The 23,771-nt window shown below is 61.5% G+C and carries 20 protein-coding genes; 8 read left to right on the top strand and 12 right to left on the bottom strand.

Annotation, left to right across the window (positions count from 1 at the left end):
* Positions 1-146: 146 nt before the first annotated feature.
* The 4 genes from J2Y41_RS08840 to J2Y41_RS08825 all read right to left on the bottom strand — a co-directional run bounded on the left by J2Y41_RS08840 (position 147) and on the right by J2Y41_RS08825 (position 4,163).
* A complete protein-coding gene (locus J2Y41_RS08840) occupies positions 147-1,199 on the bottom strand; it encodes a CU044_5270 family protein (protein WP_224165629.1) in 1,053 nt (350 codons plus the stop codon).
* Complete coding sequence (locus tag J2Y41_RS08835; protein ID WP_224093477.1) at positions 1,165-1,761, bottom strand: RNA polymerase sigma factor; 597 nt, start codon at positions 1,759-1,761, stop codon at positions 1,165-1,167. The genes J2Y41_RS08840 and J2Y41_RS08835 overlap by 35 nt, the downstream gene beginning before the upstream one ends.
* A 732-nt stretch (positions 1,762-2,493) precedes the next feature.
* Entirely contained in the window at positions 2,494-3,255 is a 762-nt protein-coding gene (locus tag J2Y41_RS08830) for an SDR family NAD(P)-dependent oxidoreductase (protein WP_224165628.1), read from the bottom strand.
* Positions 3,255-4,163 (bottom strand): fumarylacetoacetate hydrolase family protein, encoded by a 909-nt coding sequence (locus J2Y41_RS08825; protein ID WP_224165627.1) that lies wholly within the window; start codon positions 4,161-4,163, stop codon positions 3,255-3,257. Before J2Y41_RS08825 ends, J2Y41_RS08830 begins: the two co-directional genes overlap by 1 nt.
* Positions 4,164-4,308: 145 nt before the next feature.
* Here J2Y41_RS08825 and J2Y41_RS08820 point away from each other — a divergent pair, with 145 nt between their 5' ends.
* The 8 genes from J2Y41_RS08820 (at position 4,309) to J2Y41_RS08785 (ending at position 12,871) form a co-directional block, all read left to right on the top strand.
* Positions 4,309-5,607: an L-fuconate dehydratase gene (locus tag J2Y41_RS08820; RefSeq protein ID WP_224165626.1), complete on the top strand. Its 1,299-nt coding sequence runs from the start codon at positions 4,309-4,311 to the stop codon at positions 5,605-5,607.
* Positions 5,608-5,649: 42 nt separating this feature from the next.
* Positions 5,650-7,182 carry a sugar ABC transporter ATP-binding protein gene (locus tag J2Y41_RS08815; protein WP_224165625.1) on the top strand — a complete coding sequence of 511 codons (1,533 nt, stop codon included), beginning with the start codon at positions 5,650-5,652 and terminating at the stop codon, positions 7,180-7,182.
* Positions 7,179-8,216 (top strand): ABC transporter permease, encoded by a 1,038-nt coding sequence (locus J2Y41_RS08810; RefSeq protein ID WP_224165624.1) that lies wholly within the window; start codon positions 7,179-7,181, stop codon positions 8,214-8,216. Before J2Y41_RS08815 ends, J2Y41_RS08810 begins: the two co-directional genes overlap by 4 nt.
* Before the next feature lie 105 nt (positions 8,217-8,321).
* Complete coding sequence (locus J2Y41_RS08805; RefSeq protein WP_224165623.1) at positions 8,322-9,323, top strand: ABC transporter substrate-binding protein; 1,002 nt, start codon at positions 8,322-8,324, stop codon at positions 9,321-9,323.
* A 94-nt stretch (positions 9,324-9,417) separates the two neighbouring features.
* The gene (locus tag J2Y41_RS08800) at positions 9,418-10,710 is read left to right on the top strand and encodes an alpha-L-fucosidase (protein WP_224165622.1); all 1,293 of its coding nucleotides are present in this window, start codon (positions 9,418-9,420) and stop codon (positions 10,708-10,710) included.
* Complete coding sequence (locus J2Y41_RS08795; protein ID WP_224093482.1) at positions 10,703-11,017, top strand: L-rhamnose mutarotase; 315 nt, start codon at positions 10,703-10,705, stop codon at positions 11,015-11,017. Before J2Y41_RS08800 ends, J2Y41_RS08795 begins: the two co-directional genes overlap by 8 nt.
* Positions 11,014-12,009, top strand: coding sequence for an aldo/keto reductase (locus J2Y41_RS08790; RefSeq protein WP_224165621.1), 996 nt, complete (start codon positions 11,014-11,016; stop codon positions 12,007-12,009). Before J2Y41_RS08795 ends, J2Y41_RS08790 begins: the two co-directional genes overlap by 4 nt.
* Positions 12,002-12,871 (top strand): amidohydrolase family protein, encoded by an 870-nt coding sequence (locus J2Y41_RS08785; RefSeq protein WP_309928078.1) that lies wholly within the window; start codon positions 12,002-12,004, stop codon positions 12,869-12,871. Before J2Y41_RS08790 ends, J2Y41_RS08785 begins: the two co-directional genes overlap by 8 nt.
* 28 nt (positions 12,872-12,899) lie before the next feature.
* On the opposite strand, the gene J2Y41_RS08780 is transcribed toward J2Y41_RS08785, so the two are convergent.
* From J2Y41_RS08780 to J2Y41_RS08745, 8 genes are all read right to left on the bottom strand, one after another.
* The gene (locus J2Y41_RS08780) at positions 12,900-13,571 is read right to left on the bottom strand and encodes a FadR/GntR family transcriptional regulator (RefSeq protein ID WP_224093485.1); all 672 of its coding nucleotides are present in this window, start codon (positions 13,569-13,571) and stop codon (positions 12,900-12,902) included.
* Positions 13,572-13,784: 213 nt separating this feature from the next.
* A complete protein-coding gene (locus tag J2Y41_RS08775) occupies positions 13,785-15,296 on the bottom strand; it encodes an amino acid permease (protein WP_309928077.1) in 1,512 nt (503 codons plus the stop codon).
* Positions 15,297-15,438: 142 nt separating this feature from the next.
* Complete coding sequence (locus tag J2Y41_RS08770) at positions 15,439-16,854, bottom strand: aspartate ammonia-lyase (RefSeq protein WP_224165619.1); 1,416 nt, start codon at positions 16,852-16,854, stop codon at positions 15,439-15,441.
* 13 nt (positions 16,855-16,867) lie between these two features.
* A complete protein-coding gene (locus J2Y41_RS08765; protein WP_224093487.1) occupies positions 16,868-17,893 on the bottom strand; it encodes an asparaginase in 1,026 nt (341 codons plus the stop codon).
* Complete coding sequence (locus tag J2Y41_RS08760; protein ID WP_309928075.1) at positions 17,890-18,618, bottom strand: FadR/GntR family transcriptional regulator; 729 nt, start codon at positions 18,616-18,618, stop codon at positions 17,890-17,892. The genes J2Y41_RS08765 and J2Y41_RS08760 overlap by 4 nt, the downstream gene beginning before the upstream one ends.
* A 98-nt stretch (positions 18,619-18,716) precedes the next feature.
* Entirely contained in the window at positions 18,717-22,115 is a 3,399-nt protein-coding gene (locus J2Y41_RS08755) for a DEAD/DEAH box helicase family protein (protein WP_309928073.1), read from the bottom strand.
* A gap of 70 nt (positions 22,116-22,185) precedes the next feature.
* Positions 22,186-23,451, bottom strand: a complete 1,266-nt coding sequence (locus tag J2Y41_RS08750; protein WP_309928368.1) for a HipA domain-containing protein — start codon at positions 23,449-23,451, stop codon at positions 22,186-22,188.
* Positions 23,452-23,474: 23 nt separating this feature from the next.
* Positions 23,475-23,699: a helix-turn-helix domain-containing protein gene (locus J2Y41_RS08745; protein ID WP_309928072.1), complete on the bottom strand. Its 225-nt coding sequence runs from the start codon at positions 23,697-23,699 to the stop codon at positions 23,475-23,477.
* Positions 23,700-23,771 lie beyond the last annotated feature (72 nt).

Raw genomic sequence — 23,771 nt, 5'->3', positions numbered from 1 at the left:
CAGCGGTGAGGAGAACCATCATCGCGAGGTAGGCATGCAGGGCCGGTGGACGGACCGTTCGGGCTCAGTCCGTCCACTTGGGGCGGTCATCCCCCAACGGCGACCGCCCCGCCGTGATGTGGGGCAAATCTCTCTGGGGCGACAGCTTAGGGAGCGAAGTCCACCACTGAGGTCCTCAGCGAGGTCCAAGTCGTGACGGTCCCCGCGGGATATCCGGGATAGTCCTTGAGCAACACGGACTGTACCCCGATGACCAGACCCGAGGCAGGATCGATAACGATGTTCGCTCCCGTCACTCCGTCAGATGATGCGATACCGATGGCGATGCCTGTGCGGTCGTCGATCATTGCGTGCCTGTCAGTCACCGTAACGCCGGGAATTAGAGCAGCTGCCTTGTACAGCGCAGCGCGCAGGTCAGCCGGAACGACTCCTGTCCGCAGGCCGTCCGCGATTGCCGTGAAAGCCTCACCGTCGGGAGACTTCCCGGCGCCCTTGATGCGTTCGTAGATCAAATCCAGGAGAGCCCGTGGATCCCTAGGCAGACTCGCGGCCTCCCTTAACGGCGTACCAACGATGACGGTCGGCTCACTCCCATAGAAGACACCTCCCGGGGAACGCAGAATCCCGACGAACTCAGGCTGCCCATCCCACTCGGCTTCCTGAGCCTCACGGACCTCGTCTGGCAGAGCCTTGGCTTCCTCGCTCGGCGAGTCCAAAATCAGGCGAGGTTCCCGGTTCCAGACCCATACATCTGCCCTGTCGGCTGGCACGTACATCTGACTGTTTGTGGTCTCTTCCCATCTCACGTCGCTTACATTGGCAGCCTGCCCCCCCGTTCCAAAGACCGACCTCGTTGCGATCTTCAGATACTGGCCGGGTCCCACCACAGGGTCGGACGTTTGAATGGTTGCAGCAGCGGCGTTGTTCAGCACCTCGGCCGCCTCTGCCGTGGTTCCCGGACCTCCAGGTCTGACGACATCGGCAATGACGATACCGCCGACCAACAGCGCGGCAGCGGCAGAAGCGAAAAGGGCACGTCGCCGGAACCGAATAGGCGAAACGGTGGGTTTCCGCTGAGACGCTGAGCTGACGGACGCTTGCACTTTGGCCATGACTTTTTCCCTGCCCCGGGCCAACGTAGCAGGTGGTGCTGAGCCGACATCGCTACGCATCTCGCGGAGCAGCTGAAGGTCGTCCATGGTGGTTCTCCGTTTCGGTAGGTCTTTCAAGGTTGAGCTGGGCTTGAAGTGTTTGCCGCGCACGGTTCAAGCGGGAGCGAACCGTCCCGACCGGAACGCCCATGGCCTGGGCAATGCCTTCGTAAGTCAGATCAGCCCATGCGTAGAGCAACAACGTTTCCCGGTCGATCGCAGCCATATCCCGGAGGGCTTGAGCAATTCTCCCGGTGGCTACCTTGGCGTCGACCTCAGCAGCGATCCGGTCGGAGTCATCGGCTATGGCCTCACTTGAAGCCGTTTTCGCGGCTGTTCTGAGGACGCTGGCTTCGGCCCGGTGATGCTGTCGAAGCAAGTTGGTAGCGATGCCGAACAACCATGGCCGGGCATCGTCCCGGCTCGTGTCGTATCTTTCCAGATGCTCCCAAGCGACCAGGAAGGTTTCCGAGGTAACGTCGTCCGCGGCGAATTCCCCTGCCCTTCTGGCCGCATACCTGTAAATGGCTGAGGCATGCCGATCGTACAGCTCCCCGAAAACTGCGGGGCTGTCCCGGGACCGCCTGATGATTTCGCTGTCTGTGCTCACACTATGTATTGACCGCTGGCCACAAAAGAGTTCACGCAGCGGCCCTTCTTCCTCCCTTGGACCTCGACCACAGACTATCCGTGCCTCGTCATCTCATCTGGGACGCGGCCTTACTCAAGCACTTTGACAAGGTGCAGTGAAGAACCGTCCCACTTGGGTTCTTAGTGGGAACCGCGTGGGAGCGCAGGCGGACCGGGGAGGGTTTGGACGAGTTTCGCAAGGGCAACGGAACTGGTGGTTGCAGTGCAGTGGGATGGAATCGGCCGCAGACCCTTCGGTCGCTGCCCAGCTGTTCCAGCCCGTCAGTCGCCGGGCATCTGCCAGCAGACCGAGCAGACAGGGCGTCGCTCGCTACGCTCACCCGTGCCTGGCACAAACCGAAATGCCACAACAAGCGACAACCGATGGGTACCCCGTAGGCGACACAGGAAGCCGCGCAAGTGGTAGTAAGCTTTGCTCTCATCGGTACGATAACCAGCGCCCCATTGTCACTCGGCATCCAACGTCAAGTATGGACGAGGGGCACGACAGGATAACCACGCCGGATCGGCTGGACGGCTAGCAGTCGGCACAGCCAGCTTCGAGGCCAGGGGTTCCGGCGCCTGCCTCGGAAGGTTCGAAGTCCCACTGTCCATCTCTCTTTTGACACAACACCGCAGCTCAGCGGCCTGCCGGTCCGCGAGACCTGAGCCCGTGAGCCAACTCAGGAGCCATCCCCAACCAACGCACCCCCTACTGAACCGGCCTTAGCCGCAAACCCTGCATGCCGCCGTCGACGGCCAGGGAGGTTCCCGACGTCGAACCGGACAGCGGGCTCGCGAGGTAGGCGACCGCGCCTGCAACCTCGGCAGGGTCCACCATCCGGCCATGAGGTTGACGGGCATTGAGCGCGGCGCGCTCAGCTGCAGGGTCAGCGGCGGAATCCAGGAGGCGGCCCACCCAAGGAGTGTCCACGGTGCCTGGGTTGACGCAGTTCACGCGGATGCCCTCGCGGACGTGGTCGGCAGCCATGGCCAGCGTCAAGGACAGCACCGCACCCTTCGACGCCGAGTACAGCGCCCGCTGGGGCAGCCCGGCGGTCGCGGCAATCGAGCACGTGTTCACGATGGCCGCGGACGGCGACTCACGCAGGTAGGGCAGCGCCGCTCTGCTGACGCGCGCAATTCCCACGACGTTGATGTTCAGGACCCGGAGCCACTCGTCGTCGTCGTTTGCGGCGATGTCACCTTGGGCGCCTATACCGGCGTTGTTGACCACGATGTCCAGGCGGCCGAACTGCCTGGCAACGGTCTCGACGGCGGAACGCACCGAGGCGTCATCGGCCACGTTGCATTCCACGCCGAAGTGCGGGCTGGTTTCAGGTGCCAGGTCCAGGACGGCGACCTGCGCGCCACCGGCGGAGAGCCGGTGGGCGATGGCAGCACCAATCCCGGAGGCCCCGCCGGTTACGAGTGCTGCCAGGCCTTCGAATTCCTGGCCCATAGGGGTTGCCATCAGGCGCTGATGTGGGCAGGGACGGCGGAAACGGTGCCGGCCTGCGCGCGGTAGTATTCCTGGCGCTGCCGGCCCAAGCCGTCGATCTCCAGTTCCACGACGTCGCCGGGCTGGATGTACGGGAACCTACCGGAGAGGGCCACACCTTCGGGTGTGCCGGTGATGATGACATCACCTGGCTCCAGAACCATGTACTGGCTGAGGTGGTGGACAATCGTGGCGGGATCGAAAATCATGTCCGAGGTGTTCGAGTCCTGGCGGGCTTCGCCGTTGACCAGGGTCCTCAGCCGGAGGTTGTTGGCATCAACGTCAGCGGCGGGTACAAGCCACGGGCCCAAGGGAGTGGAGGCGGGGAGTGACTTGCCCTTGGTCCATTGTCCGGCGGCTCCGGGAATCTGGTAGTCGCGCTCGGACAGGTCGTTGGCCACTGCGTAGCCGACGATGCATGCTTCGGCCTCGTCCAGGGAGGAAAGGTAGGACGCTTCCTTGCCGATCACGATTGCCAATTCCACTTCCCAGTCGTACTTTTCCGACGACGGCGGGATGGGCGCTGCGTCGAAAGGTCCGCTGATGGTGTTGGACGGCTTGAGGAAAACCACTGGTACCTCGGGCGGCGTGGCCCCGGATTCGGCGGCGTGCGCGGTGTAATTCAGGCCGATGGCAATCACCGAGCCGGGCCGGGCAATGGGAGCGCCGATGCGCATGCCCTCGACGGAAATTTCCGCAAGTTCCCCCGATTGGAGGGCTGCGCGGGTCCGGGTGAAACCGTCGGAGGCGAGGAAAACGCCGTCGATGTCGTTGGTCAGCGTCGAGAGATCGAAGTACTTCTCTGTGCCGTCGGCGTCCTGGGCGATGACGGCCGGTTGTTCGTTTCCGGCCGTACCCAGCCTGGCGAATTTCAAGGTCATGGCTTCCTCCGTGCGTTTGGGACTAACATCCGAGCTCTAGTGTGCTGTTTCACTACATAATACGGAAATGTGACCCATTGACAAGGTAGACATCGGATGTTTAGCTCTACCTAGATCAACCGCCAGCTGCCAAGCAAGGAGCGCAATGAGCGTCGTCACCGCAGTGGACACTTTCGATATCCGCTTTCCCACCTCACAGGACCTCGATGGCTCCGATGCCATGAACCCGGACCCCGACTATTCAGCCGCGTACCTGATCATTCGCACTGATGCCGGTGACGGTCATGAAGGCCACGGCTTCGTGTTCACGATCGGGCGCGGAAACGAGGTTGAGACGGCAGCCCTCGACGCCCTCCGGGAGCACATTCTGGGCCGTAACGTGGAGGACCTCCTGGGCGACATGGGTGCCACCTGGAAGCTGATGGCCCACGATTCCCAGCTCCGCTGGCTTGGACCGGAGAAGGGCGTCATACATATGGCCATAGGTGCGGTGGTCAACGCTCTCTGGGATCTGAAGGCCAAGCGGGCAGGCTTGCCGCTCTGGGAACTGCTGGCAGACATGAGTCCCGAGGAACTCGTGGCATTGGTGGACTTCAGATACCTCTCCGACGCCCTCACGCCGGATGAAGCGCTGGCGATCCTCCGGATGGCGGAGCCGGGAAAGGAGCTACGCAAAGCAGCCCTCCGCGCTGAAGGCTACCCCGCCTACACCACGACGCCGGGTTGGCTGGGTTACAGCGACGAGAAACTTACGCGCCTTGCCAAGGAAGCCGTGGCCGATGGGTTTGCGCAGATCAAGCTCAAGGTGGGTGCCTCCTTGGAGGACGATATCCGGCGCGTCGGGATTGCCCGGGCGGCGGTGGGTCCGGACACCAGGATCGCGGTGGACGCCAACCAGCGCTGGGATGTCCAGGAAGCCATCGATTGGATGGCCCACCTGGCTCCCTATGACATCGCCTGGATCGAGGAACCTACCAGCCCCGATGACGTCCTGGGGCATGCGGCCATTGCCCGCGGGGTTGCCCCCATCCCCGTGGCAACAGGCGAGCACGTCCAGAACCGGGTGGTGTTCAAGCAGATGCTCCAGGCTGGCTCCCTCCAGGTCCTGCAGATAGATGCGGCCCGTGTAGCCGGGGTCAACGAGAACATTGCCATCCTGCTGCTCGCGGCCAAGTTCGGGATCCGGGTGTGTCCGCATGCCGGCGGCGTGGGGCTGTGCGAGGCCGTTCAGCACCTGTCCATGTTCGACTTCGTTGCAGTCTCTGGTACCAAAGAAGGCAGGATGATCGAGTTCGTGGACCATCTGCACCAGCACTTCATCACACCCGTGGACGTCCGAAGCGGCGTCTACTGGCCGCCGTCGGCTCCTGGCGCGGGCAACGAAATGGTGCGTGAAACACTGACGGAATACGCCTTCCCCGACGGCCCCGTCTGGGCCCGATAACGTACCGCGACAGCACGTGCACGCTCACAAGGAAGTGATCGCATGACCCAGCAAGCACCACCGCTGCTCTCCCTTCATGGAGTCAGCAAGAGTTTCCCCGGAGTCCGGGCCCTGAACAACATGGGGCTGGAGCTTCGCCATGGTGAAGTCCTTGCGCTCGTGGGTGAGAACGGCGCCGGAAAGTCCACGCTGATGAAGCTTCTATCCGGCATCTACACACCGGACAGCGGCGCCTTCGAGCTGAACGGAACGGCCTTTGTCCCCAACAGTCCCAAGCACGCGCAGGAACTGGGCATCAGCATCATCCACCAGGAATTCAACCTGATGCCGGACCTCACCGTGGCCCAGAACATCTTCATCGGCCGCGAACCCCGGCGCTTCGGAGTGCTGAACGAACGGGCCCTCAACCATCAGGCCCGGGAACTGCTGGACAGGATCGGGCTGCAGTTGAATCCCCGTCAGAAAGTGGGGCAGCTGACGGTCGCCAAGCAGCAGATGGTGGAGATCGCGAAAGCACTGAGCCACGATTCCAAAGTGATCATCATGGACGAACCAACGGCAGCACTGAATGACGCCGAGGTGGCCGCCCTGCACCAGATCATCCGTGGATTCATCTCTCCCACCACAGGCGTCATCTACATCTCCCACAGGATGGACGAACTCAAGCAGATCTCACAGCGCATCACCGTCATCCGCGATGGCGAGTACGTGGACACCGTCAATACAGCGGAAACCACCATGAAGGAAGTCATCTCCCTGATGGTGGGGCGTCGGATTTCGGGAGAACAGCGCCCGACGGCGGTCCCCGCCGAGGTGCGTAACGACGTCGTGCTTTCGGTTGAGGGGTTATCGACGCGAGCCTTGCTGCGGGATGTCGGATTCGAACTGCGACGCGGCGAAATCCTTGGCTTCGCCGGGCTCATGGGCGCAGGTCGGACGGAGGTGGCACGGGCCCTGGTGGGCGCCGATCGTGCCACGTTCACCCGGCTACAGGTACGCGGTGTTGATGCGGCCATCCCGAACCCTGCCGCTGCCGCGAAGCTGGGCATCGGCTACCTGTCCGAGGACCGAAAGCATCTTGGCCTCATGCTTGAGCGGGACGTGAAGGAAAACATCATGCTCTCCTCACTCGCGGCGAACGCGCCGGGTGGTTTCATCAAGGATTCGGCGTTGCGCAGGACCGCTGAGGAATACAGCAGGAAGCTACGGATCAAAACGCCATCCATCAACCAGCTGGCGCGCAATCTCTCCGGCGGCAACCAGCAAAAGATCGTGATCGCCAAGTGGCTGGTCAAGGACTGCGACATTCTCATTTTTGATGAACCCACGCGTGGAATCGACGTTGGTGCCAAGGAGGAAATTTACAGGCTCCTTAACGAACTGGCCGCCGGTGGGAAATCGATCATCATGATCTCCTCGGAGCTTCCCGAGATCCTGCGCATGTCCCACCGGATCGCCGTTATGGCCGAAGGCCGGATCACAGGCTTCCTCAGCAACGCTGAAGCCACCCAGGAACAAATCATGGAGCTGGCCACCCGCCGCGCCATCGCCACACCAGGAGCAATGACAGCATGAGCCTTGTAGAGACCCCCGCGTCCCGCAACCAGGGTACAAAGCCCGGACCCGCCGAACAGAAGCCCGTACGTGACCTGGCAACCCGGTTCCGTTCATCCCTTCAACAGCTCCTGGCCTTCGGTTCACTCATTGTCCTGGTCATCTTTTTCGGTGCGATGAACTCAAGGTTCCTGGTGCCAAGCAATCTTTCGGACATCCTTCTCTCCACCGTCGTGATCGGGTTGCTGGCCCTGGGCGCGACGTTCGTGATCATTACCGGAGGCATTGATCTCTCCGTAGGTACCGGCATGAGCCTGTGCTCGGTCATGACGGGCGTGGTCCTGACCTATCTCGGGCTGCCGCTGTGGGCCGGCGTCATTGGCGGCATCCTGATGGGTGCTGTGATCGGTGCCGTCAATGGGTTCCTTATTTCGTTCCTGAAGATCCCACCGTTCATTGCCACCTTGGCCACGATGCTCGTAGCACAGGGCATGGCCCTGGTGGTTTCCGGAACCAAGCCCATCTATTTCACCAGCACTGAAGGCTTCGCCAACCTTGCCCTCGGCAAGCCCATCCCGGGCCTGGTAGTTCCCAACGCAGTATTCATCTTCTTCGCGGTGGCCGTACTGGCCGGACTCGTCATGAGCAAGACGCTCTTGGGCCGCTACACCTTTTCCATCGGCTCCAACGAGGAAGCAACAGCACTTTCCGGCATCAATGTGCGGAACTGGAAATTGTGGATCTATACGGCCGCCGGAGCCTTCACAGGCCTGGCCGGCGTCATCATTGCAGCCCGCCTGAACTCCGCCCAGCCGGGGCAGGGCATGGGCTACGAGCTGCAGGCGATTGCCGCCGTCGTGATCGGTGGAACATCCCTGGCCGGAGGCAAAGGCTCCATCGTCGGAACGGTGATCGGCGCCCTCATCATGTCCGTCCTGACCAACGGCCTGCGCATTATCTCCGTGCCGCAGGAGTGGCAGAACGTGGCAATCGGCGTCGTGATCCTCGTGGCGGTCTATCTGGACATGCTGCGCAGGAAGGAGACCACCAAATAGCCGCTGCGTTTCGGCTCCAACCACCCGCTTCCGCTCCACCCAATCGCATCCTCTCCAGAACGCATCTTCTCCAGAACGCATCCTCAGAAAAGGGAGTCTTCAATCGTGAGCAAGTCCATCCACAACCGCCGTTCCTTCCTTACCCTCACCGGCCTCGCCCTAGGTGCCGTTGCCATCGCCGGCTGCGAGGCACCGGCCGGATCCGCCTCCGCCAGCGGAGCAGCAGCCGACGGCGCCAAGCCGTACATCGCCGTCGTGTCCAAAGGTTTCCAGCACCAGTTCTGGCAGGCCGTCAAGCAAGGAGCGGACAAGGCTGCCAAGGAATTCAACGTCGAGATCAGCTTTGAGGGCCCGAACACCGAGAAGGACGTCGACCAGCAGATCCAGATGCTCACCACGGCACTGGGCAAATCGCCTGCAGCCATCGGCTTCGCAGCGCTGGACTCACAGGCCGCCACGCCCCTCCTGGAGCAGGCCAAGAGCAAGAACATCCCGGTCATTGCGTTCGACTCCGGCGTTGACTCCACCATCCCGGCCACCACGGCTTCCACCGACAACAAGGCTGCAGCAGCTGAGGCTGCCAAGCACCTTGCTGAACTGATTGGCGGATCAGGGGAGATCGCCATCATCGGCCACGACCAGACGTCCAAGTCCGGCACGGACCGTCGGGACGGCTTCAAGGAATACATCGAAAAGAACAACCCCGGCGTCAAGATCGTCGCCATCCAGTACGCCGGTGGTGACCAGCTGCTCTCGGCAGACGCTGCCAAGGCGATCATCACCGCCAACCCGAACCTCAAAGGCATGTACGGAACCAACGAAGGTTCGGCAATCGGCGTCGTCAAGGCCGTGGAGGAGCTTGGCCTCAAGGGCAAGCTGACGATCGTCGGATTCGACTCCGGCAAGGCGCAAATCGACGCGATCAAGTCCGGGCTCATGGCAGGCGCCGTCACCCAGAACCCCGTTGGCATCGGCTATGAGACGATCAAGGCCGCCGTTGCCGCGATCAAGGGTGAGAAGTTGCCGGGCAAGATCGATACCGGCTTCTACTGGTACGACGCCAAGAACATCGACTCCGAGACCATTAAGCCCAACCTCTACCAATAGAATCAGCCCGGATTGGGAAGCGCTGAGCGGCTCCCAATCCGGGCCTGACGCTCCAAAAAGCACTGCCAAATCCCGGCACACGGAAGGTATCCCGTTGATCCAGCACGCACCTTGGTTCGAAGAGGCACGCTTTGGCATGTTCGTACACTGGGGCCTGTATGCCCTGCCCGCCCGGCACGAGTGGGTGATGAACCGCGAGGAAACCACTGTGGAGGAGTACTCCAAATACTTCCGGCGCTTTGACCCCGATCTCTACGATCCCCACGAATGGGCACGGGCCGCGCGCAGGGCCGGCATGAAATACGTGGTCCTCACCACCAAGCATCACGATGGCTTCTGCCTATGGGACTCAGCCCTGACGAACTACAAAGCCACCAACACCCCAGCGGGCCGTGACCTGATTGCACCCTACGTGGACGCGCTGCGGGCTGAAGGGCTCAAAGTCGGTTTCTACCACTCGCTGATCGACTGGCACCACCCGGACTTCACCATCGACGGCGTGCACCCCCAACGCAACGCAGCCGACGTCGAAAACCTCAACGCCGGACGCGACATGGCACGCTACCGCGAGTACCTGCACGGACAGGTGCGCGAGCTCCTGGGCAACTACGGCACCATCGACTACCTGTTCTTCGATTTCTCCTACGCAGGAGACGGACACGCAGAGTTCTGGGGCGGCAAGGGTGCCAAGGACTGGGACTCCGAAACCCTGCTCGCCATGGTGCGGGAACTGCAGCCGGGCATAGTGGTCAACGACCGCCTTGGTATCCCCGGCGACTTCGTCACCCCCGAGCAGTACCAGCCGGCCGGACCCATGATGGTCGACGGCGTCCCCGTCACTTGGGAGGCCTGCCAGACCTTGAACGGCAGCTGGGGTTACGACCGCGACAACCTCAACTACAAATCCGTGGACCTGCTCATCCGAATGCTGGTGGATGGCGTCTCCAAAGGCGGCAACCTGCTGCTTAACGTAGGCCCAACAGGCCGGGGCAGCATCGACCCCCGGGCGCTCGCCTCCCTTGAAGGCATCGGCGAGTGGATGGAACTGCATTCCCGCTCGATTTACGGCGCGGGGACTTCACAGTTCACAGCACCTGCGGATGCCCGCTACACCCAGCGCGGGGACCGCCTGTACGTGCATCTCTTCGCCTGGCCCTTTGAATACGTCCATCTCCCGGACCTGGCCGGCAAAGTGGAGTATGCCCAACTCCTCAACGACGCATCCGAGGTCTTCCTCCAACAGGTGGACCCCGCACAGCAGGCCATGAACATGACCCCCGGAGGCCAACCAGCCGGGACCCTGACCATCAAGCTCCCCGTCCAGCGGCCCGACGTCGCTGTGCCCGTGCTTGAACTTTTCCTGAAGCCGGGGAATCTCAATGACTGAAAGCATCGCCCTCCACACCCGGCTCAAACCCGGAACCGAAGAGGCATACGCAGACGCCCACGCGAACATCCCGCCCGAACTCGTTGAAGCCCTCAAAGGAGCCGGCGTACGGAATTGGCGGATCTGGCGCAGCGGGCTGGACCTTTTCCACGTGGTGGACGTCGAGGACTACCAAGCCATGCGCCATGCGCTCGCGGATCATCCGGCGAACGTTCCCTGGCAGGCCCGGATGGCAGAACTTCTTGAGGTTCAGGACGATTACTCCGGAAACGATTCGGGTATCCAGAAAGTATGGGAACTGCCATGAACTCTGAACCACTGACTCTCGGCAGGCTCGGATTCGGTGGGGCCGGCATCGGAAACCTGTACAAAGCCATCCCGGATGGGGAAGCATTGGCCACTGTCCTGGCGGCCTGGGATTCAGGGGTCCGCTATTTCGACACCGCACCCCACTACGGCCTGGGCTTGTCCGAGCAGAGATTGGGCGCCGTCCTCCGGGACAAACCCCGGGAAGAATTCGTCATCTCCACGAAAGTGGGGCGCTTGCTGGAAGCCAACCCCCATGCCGGCTCGGCAACGGACGGCTCGGCAACGGCTGGCCCGGCAGCGGCCGGCTCGGCAAAGGACGACGAGGGCTTCGACGTCCCCGCTACCAGCAGGCGCGTATGGGATTTCACCGAAGCCGGCATCCGGCGCAGCATCGAGGACTCCCTGGAACGCCTGGGCCTGGACCATGTGGATATCGCATACCTCCACGATCCCGATGTCCACGATCTCCAGAAGGGCATCTCCCACGCCCTTCCAGCGCTGGAGAAACTGCGCGCCGAGGGCTTGGTCAAAGCCATCGGCGTCGGCACCAACTCCGCGGAAGCAGCCTTGGAATGTGTCGAGGCCGCGGACCTGGACCTCATCATGCTCGCAGGACGCTACACGTTGCTTGAGCAGCCCAGCGCCCCGCTGCTCGAGCGCTGCGTGGAGCACCGCACCGGCGTCGTGGATGTTGGCGTCTACAACTCCGGGCTGCTGGCCCGTCCAGAAGTCCCCGACGACGCGCATTACAACTACGACCGCGCACCGCGTGCAGTGGTTGAGCGTGCGCGTGCGCTCGCGGCAGTCTGCCGCGACTTCGGGGTGGAACTCCCGACGGCGGCACTCCAGTTCCCCCTGCGGCATCCGGCCGTGGTGAATGTGACAGTCGGGGCCAGCAGACCTGAACAGGTCACTTCGAACGCCAGCCGTATGCAGGAATCGGTGCCCGAAGAATTGTGGGACGCGTTGGAGGCCCTGCGGCGTGATTGACGCGCATCTGCATCTCTGGAATCTCGATACCTTCGTAACGGGAGGTGCCCGGCCCTACTCATGGCTCGGCCCGCAGCACGGTGGGCTGTTCCGCAGCTTCGGCGAGGATGAGGCCGAAGAGGTCCTGGCCGCAGCGGGGGTCAGGGGAGCGGTCCTGGTCCAGGCCGACGACTCAGTTGCTGACACCGAGAGCATGCTGGGGGTGGCGTCGCGCAATCCGTGGGTACTCGGCGTCGTGGGGTGGATCCAACTGGACTCTCCCGCGGAAGCCGCGTCCCAACTGGACCGCTTCGCCACTCATTCCGTCTTCAGGGGCGTGCGGCATTTGGTGCACGATGATCCCCGGGATGACTTCCTTGACCTGCCCCCGGTACGCGAATCCCTGGCTTTGCTTGCCGCACGCGGCCTGGCCTTCGACGTCCCCGATGCCTTCCCACGCCACCTGGGAGGCACTGTACGGCTTGCCCGCGAACTTCCTGAGCTGACCGTGGTCCTGGATCATCTCGGCAAGCCACCCCTTGCGGACGCAACTGCGATGGACCTTTGGCGCGCTGATTTTCGAGAACTAGGGCGTCTGCCCAACACCGTGGCCAAATTGTCCGGCTTGCACTTGCCCGGCGTGGAGTATTCGGCCGAGTCGTTGCGGTCACTGTTCGACGAAGCGCTGGAAGCCTTCGGTCCCGATCGCTTGATGATCGGCAGCGACTGGCCGGTCAGCACACTGGGTGCGCCTTACGGCAGGACCTTGGATGTGTTGTTGGAACTCGTCTCTTCACTGAGCGTCCCTGAACAGGATGCCGTGCTCGAGGCGACAGCAATCCGCGCCTACGGGCTGCCGGTCACGCCGCTTCCACAGGACTAGCTATTTCCAGGGATTGGAGCTTCCCGGACTAGAGCGCCTGCCGCAGCCAGTTCTCCACGCCGCTAATGTGGACAGTCACGAGGGCCCGGACCAGTTCGGCGTCGCCGCGCTCCAGGGCGTCGGCGATAGCGCGGTGTTCTGCCAGCGTATGGGCCACGGCTTTTTCCTGCGTCAGGCCACGCCAGATCCGGGCTCGGACCGTGCTGCTGGACAGGGCTTCCAAGAGGCTGCCAAGGTAGTCGTTCCCCGCCGCTTCCGTGATGATTCGGTGGAATTCGAGATCGTGGGCTACGAGTTCTTCGACGTCCGTGTTTTCATCGATGCCGTCCATGGTGGCCCGGAGCGCCATAAGCTCTGCTGGCCCGATCTTGCCGGCAGCGAGGTGGGCGGTGGCCGGTTCAAGGATTCGTCGGACCTCAAAGAGTTCCAGGATGGAGCGGTCCTGATGCAGGTCAACCACAAACGCCACGGCTTCGTTGAGCAATTTGGCATCGAGGCTGGTGACGTAGGTTCCGTCGCCGCGGCGGACGTCGAGCACGCGGATCAGCTCCAGTGCCTTCACCGCCTCACGCAGTGAACTGCGCGAAAGACCGAGCCGCTCGCTCAGTTCCTTCTCGGGCGGAAGCCGATCCCCGGCCTTGAGTTCCCCGCGGATCAGCATGTCCTTGATCTTGCCAATCGCCTCATCTGTGACAGCCATGGATCCATAGTAGTCGCGAATCATCGGATGTTTGGCTTAGGCGCGCTCTCACCCAACTACGTAGCAGCAGATGCCCTTTTGAGCGCTCAAAACGGCATCTGCTGCGACTTACTTGGGTTCGTTAACCAACGACGGCGGCACGTGCGTTCCGTTGTTACGGAACCCAGGTGCCGCCGTCGGGCGTTACTTGGAACTGGCGCTATTGGGGACCTTTTAGGAGTCGCCGCCGCGCATGGGGCGGTTGGCAACCACCGGGGCGCTGCCGGTGTAGCCATCGCGGGTCGCAGCAAGCTCGTGGATCTGCTTGCGGCACAGGTACCAGCCAACCACCATAAGTGCGCATGCGATCGCCGTGACCAGCATGGTGAGCGGGGAGTCGATGAAGACCATCACCAGCACGCCCACCAGGAACAGGAGCGAGAGGTAACCGGTGTACGGCGCACCAAACATCCGGAAGGACGGGCGCTTGAGCCAGCCCTTGTCCGCCCAGCGTTTGAGTTGCATCTGGCACAGGACGATGGTGGCCCACGTGACGATGATGCCCACGGAAGCAACGTTCAGGACGATTTCGAACGCCTGTGACGGGACGAGGTAGTTCAGCGGAACGCCGAGGAGCGAGACACCTGCCGTGATCGCAATGCCACCGTAGGGGACACCGGCCTTGTTCATGCGCTGGGCAAACTTCGGGGCGGACCCTGCAACGGACATCGAGCGCAGGATACGGCCGGTGGAGTACAGGCCGGCGTTCAGCGAAGACAGCGCGGCGGTGAGGACCACGAGGTTCATGATCACGTCCACGCCCTGGATGCCGATGGAACCGAAGAACGTCACGAACGGGCTGACGCCCTTCTCGTAGGACGTGTAGGGGAGCAGCAGAGCGAGCAGGATGACCGAGCCAACGTAGAACACTGCGATACGGAAGACCACGGAGTTGATGGCCTTGGGCATGATCTTCTCAGGGTTCGGAGTTTCACCGGCGGCGGTGCCGATGAGCTCGATCGATGCGTAAGCGAACAGCACACCCTGCATGAGGATGATCATGGGAAGGATGCCATTGGGGAAGATGCCGCCGTTGTCGGAGAGGAGGCTGAAGCCAACTTCCTGGCCCTCCACCGGGGTGCCGAAGATGACGAAGTAGCTGCCTACCACCAGGAAGGCCACCAAAGCAGCGACCTTGACCAGGGCGAACCAGAATTCAAGCTCGCCAAAGACCTTGACCGAGACCAGGTTCAGGCTCAGGACCACGACAAGTGCGATAAGCGCCCATGCCCACTGTGGAACCACACCGATCCACGGGACGTATTTGCCGAAGAAGTTCATGTACAGCGCCGCTGCTGTGATGTCCACGATGGTGGTGGTGGCCCAGTTGATCCAGTAGAACCAGCCGGAAACGAAAGCTGCCTTCTCACCGAAGAACTCACGGGCGTAAGAAACGAAGGATCCGGACGAGGGGCGGTGGAGAACGAGCTCACCGAGAGCGCGGAGGATCAGGAATGCGAAGAAGCCACATACGGCATACGCGATGACGAGCGAAGGGCCCGCAGCGTTGAGGCGGCCACCGGCGCCGAGGAACAGCCCGGTGCCGATTGCACCGCCGATCGCGATCATTTGGATCTGGCGGGGCTTCAGATCCTTGTGGTAGCCCTTGTCCTCCTTGTGGAGGGCTTTCTCGCTGGCATGCGCTTGGGCCGGGACCGTGTGGTCCGTGATGGGTGGGTTGGTCATTGGAATCCTTAGGGGTGTCCTGTTGGGGGTGTCCTGGACGCGTCCGATCGGGGGCCGGAGCGCAGGACAGGGCCTCGTGGGGGTGTGCCTTATCGGGCGGGACGGCTCTCTTGAGCCGCTGGGCTTACTGGCCGGTTTCGGCTTACTTGCTCAGGTTTGCCAGACGTTCCGGGCTGAGCAGTTCCTCAAGCTGGGCAGCAGTCAGCAGACCGTGCTCCAGGACGAGTTCTGCAACACCCTTGCCGGTAGCCAGCGCTTCTTGGGCGATGGCCGTGGCGGAGGCATAACCGATGTGGGGGTTCAATGCCGTGACGAGACCGATCGACTGCTCCACGGTAAGCCGTAGCCGTTCGGTGTTTGCTGTGATGCCCCGGACGCAGCGTGCCGTAAGGGTGCGGCACGCTGCTTCCAGGTGGGAGATGCTCTTGTGCAGGCTGTGCACAATGATCGGTTCGAAGGCGTTCAGCTGAAGCTGGCCCGCCTCCGCGGCCATGGTGACTGTGACATCGTTGCCGATGACTTCGTACGCCACCTGGCTGACCACTTCCGGGATCACCGGATTGATCTTGCCGGGCATGATCGACGAGCCGGACTGAACAGCCGGCAGGTTGATCTCGCCCAAACCCGCACGCGGTCCAGAGGACAGCAGGCGGAGGTCGTTGCAAATCTTGGAGAGCTTCACTGCCACACGCTTGAGGACGCCTGACAGATGAACGAAAGCGCCAACGTCCTGCGTGGCCTCAATGAGGTCCGCAGACGTCAGGAGCGGAAGGCCAGTGATTTCGGCCAGATGACGGCAGGCAGCATCTGCGTAACCGACTGGCGCGTTCAGGCCCGTGCCAATGGCGGTGGCCCCAAGGTTGATCTCGTGGATCAGCATGTGGGACTCGTCCAGGCGGGCACGGTCCTCGCCAATGGTCACGGCGTACCCACCGAATTCCTGGCCCAAGGTCATGGGAACGGCGTCCTGAAGCTGGGTGCGGCCCATCTTCACTACCGTGCGGAATTCACGGCCCTTCTCGGCAAACGCCAACTCGAGTTCTTCCAGGGCGAGGAGGAGTTCCTTCACCGAGAAGATCGTGGCGAGGTTCACCGCCGTCGGGTAGACGTCGTTGGTGGACTGGCTCAGGTTGACGTGGTCATTGGGGTGCAGCTTTGAGTAATCACCCTTGGGGTGGCCAAGGATTTCCAGTGCACGGTTGGCGATGACCTCGTTGGCGTTCATGTTGGAGCTGGTGCCCGCGCCGCCCTGGATCACGTCCACCATGAACTGCTCCTGGAGCATGCCATCCATGACGTCCTGGCATGCCTGGTCAATGGCTCCGGCGCGTTCGGCATCCAGGAGGCCGAGCTCATGATTCGTGCGGGCTGCCGCTTGCTTTACCGCGGCGAGGCCGCGGACCAGATGGCGGTTGGTGGACAGAGGCTGTCCTGTGATGGGGAAATTCTCGATGGCCCGCAGGGTGTGGACGCCCCAGTAGGCGTTCCCGGGGATATCGCGGTCCCCCAGGAGGTCGTGTTCGGAACGGATGGGGATCGCCTGATCGACGGTGGTCATAGCTGTCCTTGGTTTAGTTCTTGCTGAAAAATTGCGCTGCGCGGAGCTCGCCGACCGGAAGGCCGCCGCCCAGCACCGGTGGGCTTTGAAGCGTGTCCAGGCTGCCGCCGTCGACGCCCAACTGGCGGAGAACCTCAACGGTGACGGGCATGCGCGCGCGGTCACCGCCGTCGGAAATCTTCACGGCCACGCCGCGGCCGTCCGGCAAGCCCACCAACTGGAGGCCTTCAAAACCGTCCTTGGCCAGCAACCCCGGGACTGCGCGCATCAGCGCAGTGACGTCGCGGCCTTCCCCGGCAACCATCTCCGGGAAACGGCGCATGGCGTGGGCAACCTTGCCTTCGACGGTGCTTTGGTCAGCGGCGGCGAGGCGGCCATAGGCGCGGGCCATGCCGTGAAGCGTGTGGGCAAAAAGCGGCGTACCGCAGCCATCCGTGCTCACTGCGGCTGCATCCTCGCCGGTCAGTTCGGTGATGGTGTCACGAACCAGGACCTGAAGCGGGTGCTCCGGGCTGAGGTAGCCCTCCACGGGCCAACCGTTAATAACGCACACTGCGGTCATGGACGCGTGCTTGCCGGAGCAGTTCTGGGCAAGTTGGGTTGGGCCGTTGCCAGCGCGGAGCCATTCTTCGCGCTCAACGACGCCGTATGGCAGGTCAGTGCTGTTGCCCAGTGCCGCTTCGGTGAGGCCGTGAAGCGCCAGGATCTCGGCGGCGCCGTCGCGATGCGCTTTGCTGCCCGAGTGGCTGGCCGCCGTCAGGGCGAGGAGGTTCTGGGGGATGTCCAAGCCAGCGCGGAGGAGGGCAACGGCCTGCAGCGGCTTAAGGGAGGAACGCGGATACATCGGCGCGTCCGGCTCGCCGGCTTCGATGGCACTGCTGCCATCGGCGTTCAGGGCGATCAACGATCCATAGTGGATGCTCTCCACCAAGCCGTCGCGGGTCTGTTCGACGAGCGGGACGTGGTTGGGTGTTCTCTGTGCTGTTTGGGCCGCTGCTGCCGCGGTCGCTTGAGGCATGGTGTCCTTTGGGTGGTTCATTTGCTGAGGATCGTGTCCAGTGCGACGCTGACGGCCTGAAGGTGATCGGCCATCGCTTTGCTCGCTGCTTCGGCGTCGCCTGCTTCGATTGCGTTCAGCACGGCAACGTGTTCCTCGTCCGAGCGGTGTTGCCGGTCAGCGACGAGGTTGAGGGTTTCGGACTGGTGGGCCAAGGCGTCGCGGATATCGGAGACGACGCTGGCGAACACCCGGTTGCCACTGGCCCGGGCGACGGCGGAATGGAAGCTGGCGTCCAGGTTTACCCACGCTTCGGGATCGTTCTCGTTGAGCATTTCCTGGACGATGTCCTTCAGGTGCTCAAGTTCTTCCTCGGTGCGGCGCTGCGCTGCCAGTCCGGCTGCGGGAATCTCAATGTGCGGACGTGCCTCGTTCAGATCACGCGCACTGTACTGGCCCAAGGTAAGGTCATTGGCGACCTTGTTGGCCACAATGAACGTGCCCTTACCGGTCTTGGTCACAGTCAATCCCAGCGTGTTGCAGGACCGTAGGGCTTCGCGAATGACCGAGCGGCTCACGCCATACTGGGCTGCCAGCGTTGCTTCAGAACTCAGCTTGGTGCCGATATCGAACTGACCGCCCTCGATAGCCCTTCTGAGTGCCGCGAAGACAGCCTCAGCCGCGGAAATGCGCGAGATCGGCGTATGCCCAGTGGAAGAGCCCTGAGGGGCTGGCTGTCCGGCTGTCCGGCTGTCTGACAGGTTCACGTTATCGAATATGGCACGGGTCACAAGGCTGTGTCAACGCTGAAAGATTCGCTTCACGCTTTGGGGTTGGGGCGAGCGCCGCTGATTGCGGCGGGGACCTAGCTCACGCGCGCATGACGCTCGATAGACCGGAGGATGCCGAACAGCTTCACCACACCTTCGTCGCCGAACAACACGTCCGGACCGGACGGTGCCAACTCGTTGTAGGGGGAATCGAAGAGGGCAGCGGGATCCACTCTCCCGTTCTCCACCAGATGGTTGGTCAGGACTTGGAGGAAGTCGAGTTGCTGTGCCGTCAGAGTGGTGTCGGCAACGAACTCCGACAGTGCTTCCTCCACTGCATCGCGGTCGAGTCCGACAAGGGAGCGTACGAAGACACCTAAGCCGTCGCTTGCTGCACGGTCCAGGTCTTGCGAGGACCCCAAACCACTTTCGAGCAGGATGCGCTCGAGCTCGGCGATATCCAAAGCCGTTAGCTGTTTGTTCCTGCGGAGACGTTGGATGGTGGTGTGCTGCTGATGCTGCGCGAGGTAGAGGCGTGTTTTCTCTCGGTATCGGACTAGGTCCACGGTGCCATTGCTGGCTCCGGCGAGTTCCATCTCTTCCAGTTCGCCGAGTTCGTCCTGGAAATTTGTGTAAACGACGTTGCGTTTGCGCTTCTCGATGAGGTGAACAAGTTCGCGAAGCCTGAGCCTGATATCTTCCAGCCACTCAGCCGATATTGAGTCCCACTCACCGTCGTCCAGGATTGTTTCGAGCAGAGGCAATTGGGCTGCAATGGCGGGAATGTTTGGCTGGTCTTGCAACGCCGTCGCAACCGCCTGGATCTTCTTGCAGTAAGGAGCTAAGCCCCGGCCCTCCAGTACGGCAAGCTCTGTCTGGAGCACCAAGTAGTCGAAGCGCTTGGCCTCTTCCGTATCCGGCAGGGCTCCTATGGACGCCAGCCGCGCAATATCTGACTCAAGAGCGCTGAAGTCTTCCGCCTTGAGGGAATCCCAAGCGGATGCATGAGTGAACCTTTCGACCCACTTGCGTACAGGCTTCACCAGGAAGTTGTCGTGCGGCAGCCGGTCGACGGTGTGCTTCAGGGTTTTCCTCAAGTCCGCAACGTATGGAGCATCGGCGTCCCACGAAAGGTCGGCGGCAAGACGCAAGAGTTGGACGCGGGTAGCGAACGTGCTCTCTGCTAGGGACTTGCCCAGGGACCCTTCGTTGCCTGGCATTCCGGCGTTGAAATACTCTGCATTGCGGCAGATGTCGAAGATGAAGAAGTCTTTTTTGTCTTCCCCAGGGCCGAATAGATCCGGGCAGAGCCGTGTTCCGCGTCCCACCATCTGCCAGAACTTCGTTTTGGATCTAACCATTTTGAAGAAGACAAGGTTGACGGCTTCCGGCACGTCCACTCCGGTGTCCAGCATATCCACAGAGATCGCGATGTGCGGGTTTCCGTCTCGGGTGGAAAACTCTTCGATGAGTGCCTGGGCATAGTTCACCTGGTAGGTAATTACCCGAGCGAAGTGTCCCTTGTAGTTTGGGTAATTCTTATCGAAGCGGGCTGCGATGAAGTCTGCATGTTGGTTGTTCTTCGCGAAGATAATGGTCTTCCCAAGTCGGTCCCCTCCGGCAACCTTATGGCCGTGGGTCATGAGCACTTCCAGGGCCTTGTCGACGGTGTCGGTGTTGAACAGCCAGGAATTGACTACGGCTGGATCGACGAACTCCGGGATCTCACCGTCTTCGTTCCATTCGAGCTCGTCCCATTGCTCCTTTTCGCTGTCGGGTAGGTCGTCATAGGAGATGCCTTCATAGGGGAATTTAAGCGGCACGGGAATTACGCGAGGGGGCACGAGGTAGCCAGCCTCGATTGCTTCATTGAGTTCGTAAGCAAAAGTAGGGACGTTGTCTTCGATGCCGAAAAGACTGTAAGTATTCCGGTCCACTTCTGACTGGGGAGTGGCTGTAAGGCCAATGAGTAGGGAATCAAAGTACTGGAAGATCGCACGGTACTTCTGATAGATGGAGCGGTGAGCCTCGTCAATGATGATGAGATCGTAGTGGCCCACTCCAAACTTGCGTTGACCCAGGTTTCCCTCGGTCTGATTGATGAGGTTCATCATTGTGGGATACGTGGCGACGTGGATGCGGCTGTCAGCTTCGTCACCGGAGCCAAGTATCACTGGCCCGGAACCGGGCAGGTGGGTCTTGAATGCATTTGCTGCCTGCCTTACCAAAGTGACGCGGTCGGCCAGGAAGAGAACACGCTTAGCCCAGTTGGCTTCCTGCAGCAGCTTGGCGAGTGCGACGACGGTGCGCGTCTTGCCGGTGCCGGTTGCCATGACCACAAGAGCCTTGCGTTCACAGTCATTCTCATAAGCCTCTGTTACGGCTCGGATGGCATTGTGCTGGTACGGCCGTTCGACAATCGAGTTGTCGATTTGCTGCTCGGCCAAGGGTTTACGGATTTCCCGCCGATTCACGAACAGCTGGAGTTGATCCCGCGTGTGGAACCCTTGGACAGTCCGTTCGGGGTACATGGAGTCGTCCCAGATCCATGTTTCATAGCCGGACGTGTAGTAGATGATAGGTCGCCGGCCGAAACGTCGTTCGAGACAGTCAGCGTAGAGCTTTGCCTGCTGCTTCCCGACGTGAGGGTCCTTCGTCGTACGTTTCGCTTCGACGACCGCCAGAGGCAGCCCATCTGCACCCCACAGGACGTAGTCGACATACCCGATGCCGCTCAGCGTGCCGCTTGAAGTGGGCATGGTGTCTACCTTGAATTCACGATCTTCCGGGCTGGAGAGTGGCCACCCGGCTTCGTTGAGATCAAGGTCAATAAGGTGTCGGCGAGTAAGGGCTTCGTCATAGTCGTGCTGGTCAGGGACGGATTGGTTCTGCTTCTTGACCTGTGCAATCTCCGCCTGAAGCTGTATCAGCTGTGCGTTGAGATCTGCAGATTCCGCTGTCGCCTTAGCAAGGGCTTCGTCTTTGGCCTTGAGTTCTTCTTGAAGCTTCTGGAGTTGCTCGGGTGACTGCTGCGGGACAGGCGACTTGGGAACCGGAGCGAGAACCGCGGCGTCGAATACTAACGACGGCGGCAGTTGGCTTCCGTTCTTGGCGTAGTTTCGGGCGAGCCAGTAGCAAACGTGGTGGAGCTCGCGTAGGACGAGTTCTGCACCTTGAACCGTGGGTCCCACAGGGTTGTGGACCGCATTGTTTCCGGCTTTGCGAATAATGGTGAACTTGTTGCCGATGGCGCCGCCCACGAGCCGCTTGAAGGCAGGCTCGTTGAGAAGCGCATTGAGATCGTCTTTGTAGGGAAGCTCTAGTGCCGCTTCCACCTTGTAAAGCCATTCAACAAGGCGTTCGACTGTGTAGCGGGCGTAGAACACGGACGCTCGGGGATCGATGCGGGCAAACTGCTCAGCGCGTCTGGCCTGCTGTGCCAAGTCCGGCCATTCGGCCAGCATGAATCCGAAATTGCTGTTTACTGCCCCCATGCAGTCGTCTCCGTTCACACGCACCGATGTCCTGGGATCAGTCAACCATGGGGGAGTGACAGTTCATGTCTTATTTCGTGTCCGGAGACTGAACCAGCGGGAGTTTACGCACGTTGGCCGCTGCGTCATCGGCAACTTTCGGAAGGGGGCCCATCCACTTCTGCAAATCGTCCCTGGCGTAGTCGAATGCTTCCACCATGTGCCGACAGTAGCGATCGACGACGTCTTCTGCTACATCTACCGCGACGCCGAACTGCGTACCCGTGGAGACCAGCATCTGCCTGCTGATTCGCTGCAGGCGATATTCGCCTTTCACGCTCATTGCGAGGTCGATGCTTGATTCTCCGTCCCAATACGGCGCATAGGTGGCGAGGTCATAGAGCGGGGCCACTTTCACTGCGCTGCCGTTGAGCAGCAAGGAGTAGTTCTTGGCATGTGCGTCAGTGCAGCCGGCCACAGTGTTGAAGACGAAGGCACGATAAAGCACCTCTCCTGCTGTCCGGCGATCTGCCTCGAGAGGAAGCGACCGCGCGAGGGATGCCATATCGCTGGCTCCTGGGCCGCCGTCGCGATGCTGGTACTTCTTTGCAGGTGAAACGCTTAGAGACTGGCAGAGGTCTTCTTGGTGAATGCGGCGCCAAGTTCCGTCTGTGACTTGACGGTCATATCGCCGCGTAACGAACACATCCCAAGAGCCGATGCGGGCGAGTTCAGATGCTGCTACATCAAGTCCCAGAAAAGCCGCTGCCCTCATGGTCAGCTGCTCGACGACGTCGAGCCGGCTGAAGGTGCCGGCGGAAGGCTTCAAAATGTGTGTCGTTGGCGTTGCGTCTGAGGGGACTCCCCATGTGCCGTCGGCGAACTGGTGTAGGGCAATTTTTGGTTGCGCTCCTGCAAGACTGAAGCGTCCCGCAGCGTCGTCATAGGGCGTGCCATCCTCGTATTCGGCCACGACATGATCCAGCATGTCGGCAACCTCAGATTCGGTGACAGGGGTGACCACATTGCGCGTGAGTGCTCTATCGGAAGATTCCGTGTCCGGTGGCATGAACTGGAGAGCGCCTGCCACATCTGCTCCGATGTGCTCCAGTATGGCGAAAGGATTTGAGGAGGATACCCCAAAGCGCCTGGCTATTGTCCGCAGGGCACCCTCACTGTCCGGCAGCAAGCCTTGTAGAAAGGGCAGGACTGCCCGTTTCTTATGCGAAGCGGCGGCCAGCGGCATGGACAGCGACAACGGAGTTGCGTTCGTCATGGCTCGATACTCGGATGAGTAGCGGAACGTCAGATTGCCTGAGCTTGTCTGCTCGACTCGGCCGCAATGGGTCCCATCCATAAAGACGTCGAGTGCCCGGGCGTTTACCATCGGACCTGGCCAGTTTCAGTGTTGCGTATGGCAACTTCGAACCCCAAGGCTTGAAAGACGTCCATGAATTTCGACGTCTCCACTGTGGCCTTGCCGGACTCAAGGTCGATGACGAAGGTTCGCGAAACGTTTGCCCTGCGGGCCAGTTCTGCTTGGGCCCAGCCCCGCTCTTCACGGAGCTCACGTATGAGTGGACCAGCCTCACGGACGGTTCGCATTCCAGCCTCCTGTCGCCGTACGGCAACTTTCACAAATGTCGCCGTACGCCGACTTTAGCATTTGTTGCCGTA

Origin of the sequence: Arthrobacter sp. 1088 (assembly GCF_031455315.1) — a bacterium.
In the GTDB taxonomy this organism is placed as follows: Bacteria; Actinomycetota; Actinomycetes; order Actinomycetales; family Micrococcaceae; genus Arthrobacter.
Note: the sequence above shows the minus strand (reverse complement) of the source record. Positions and strands in the feature narration are given on the sequence as shown.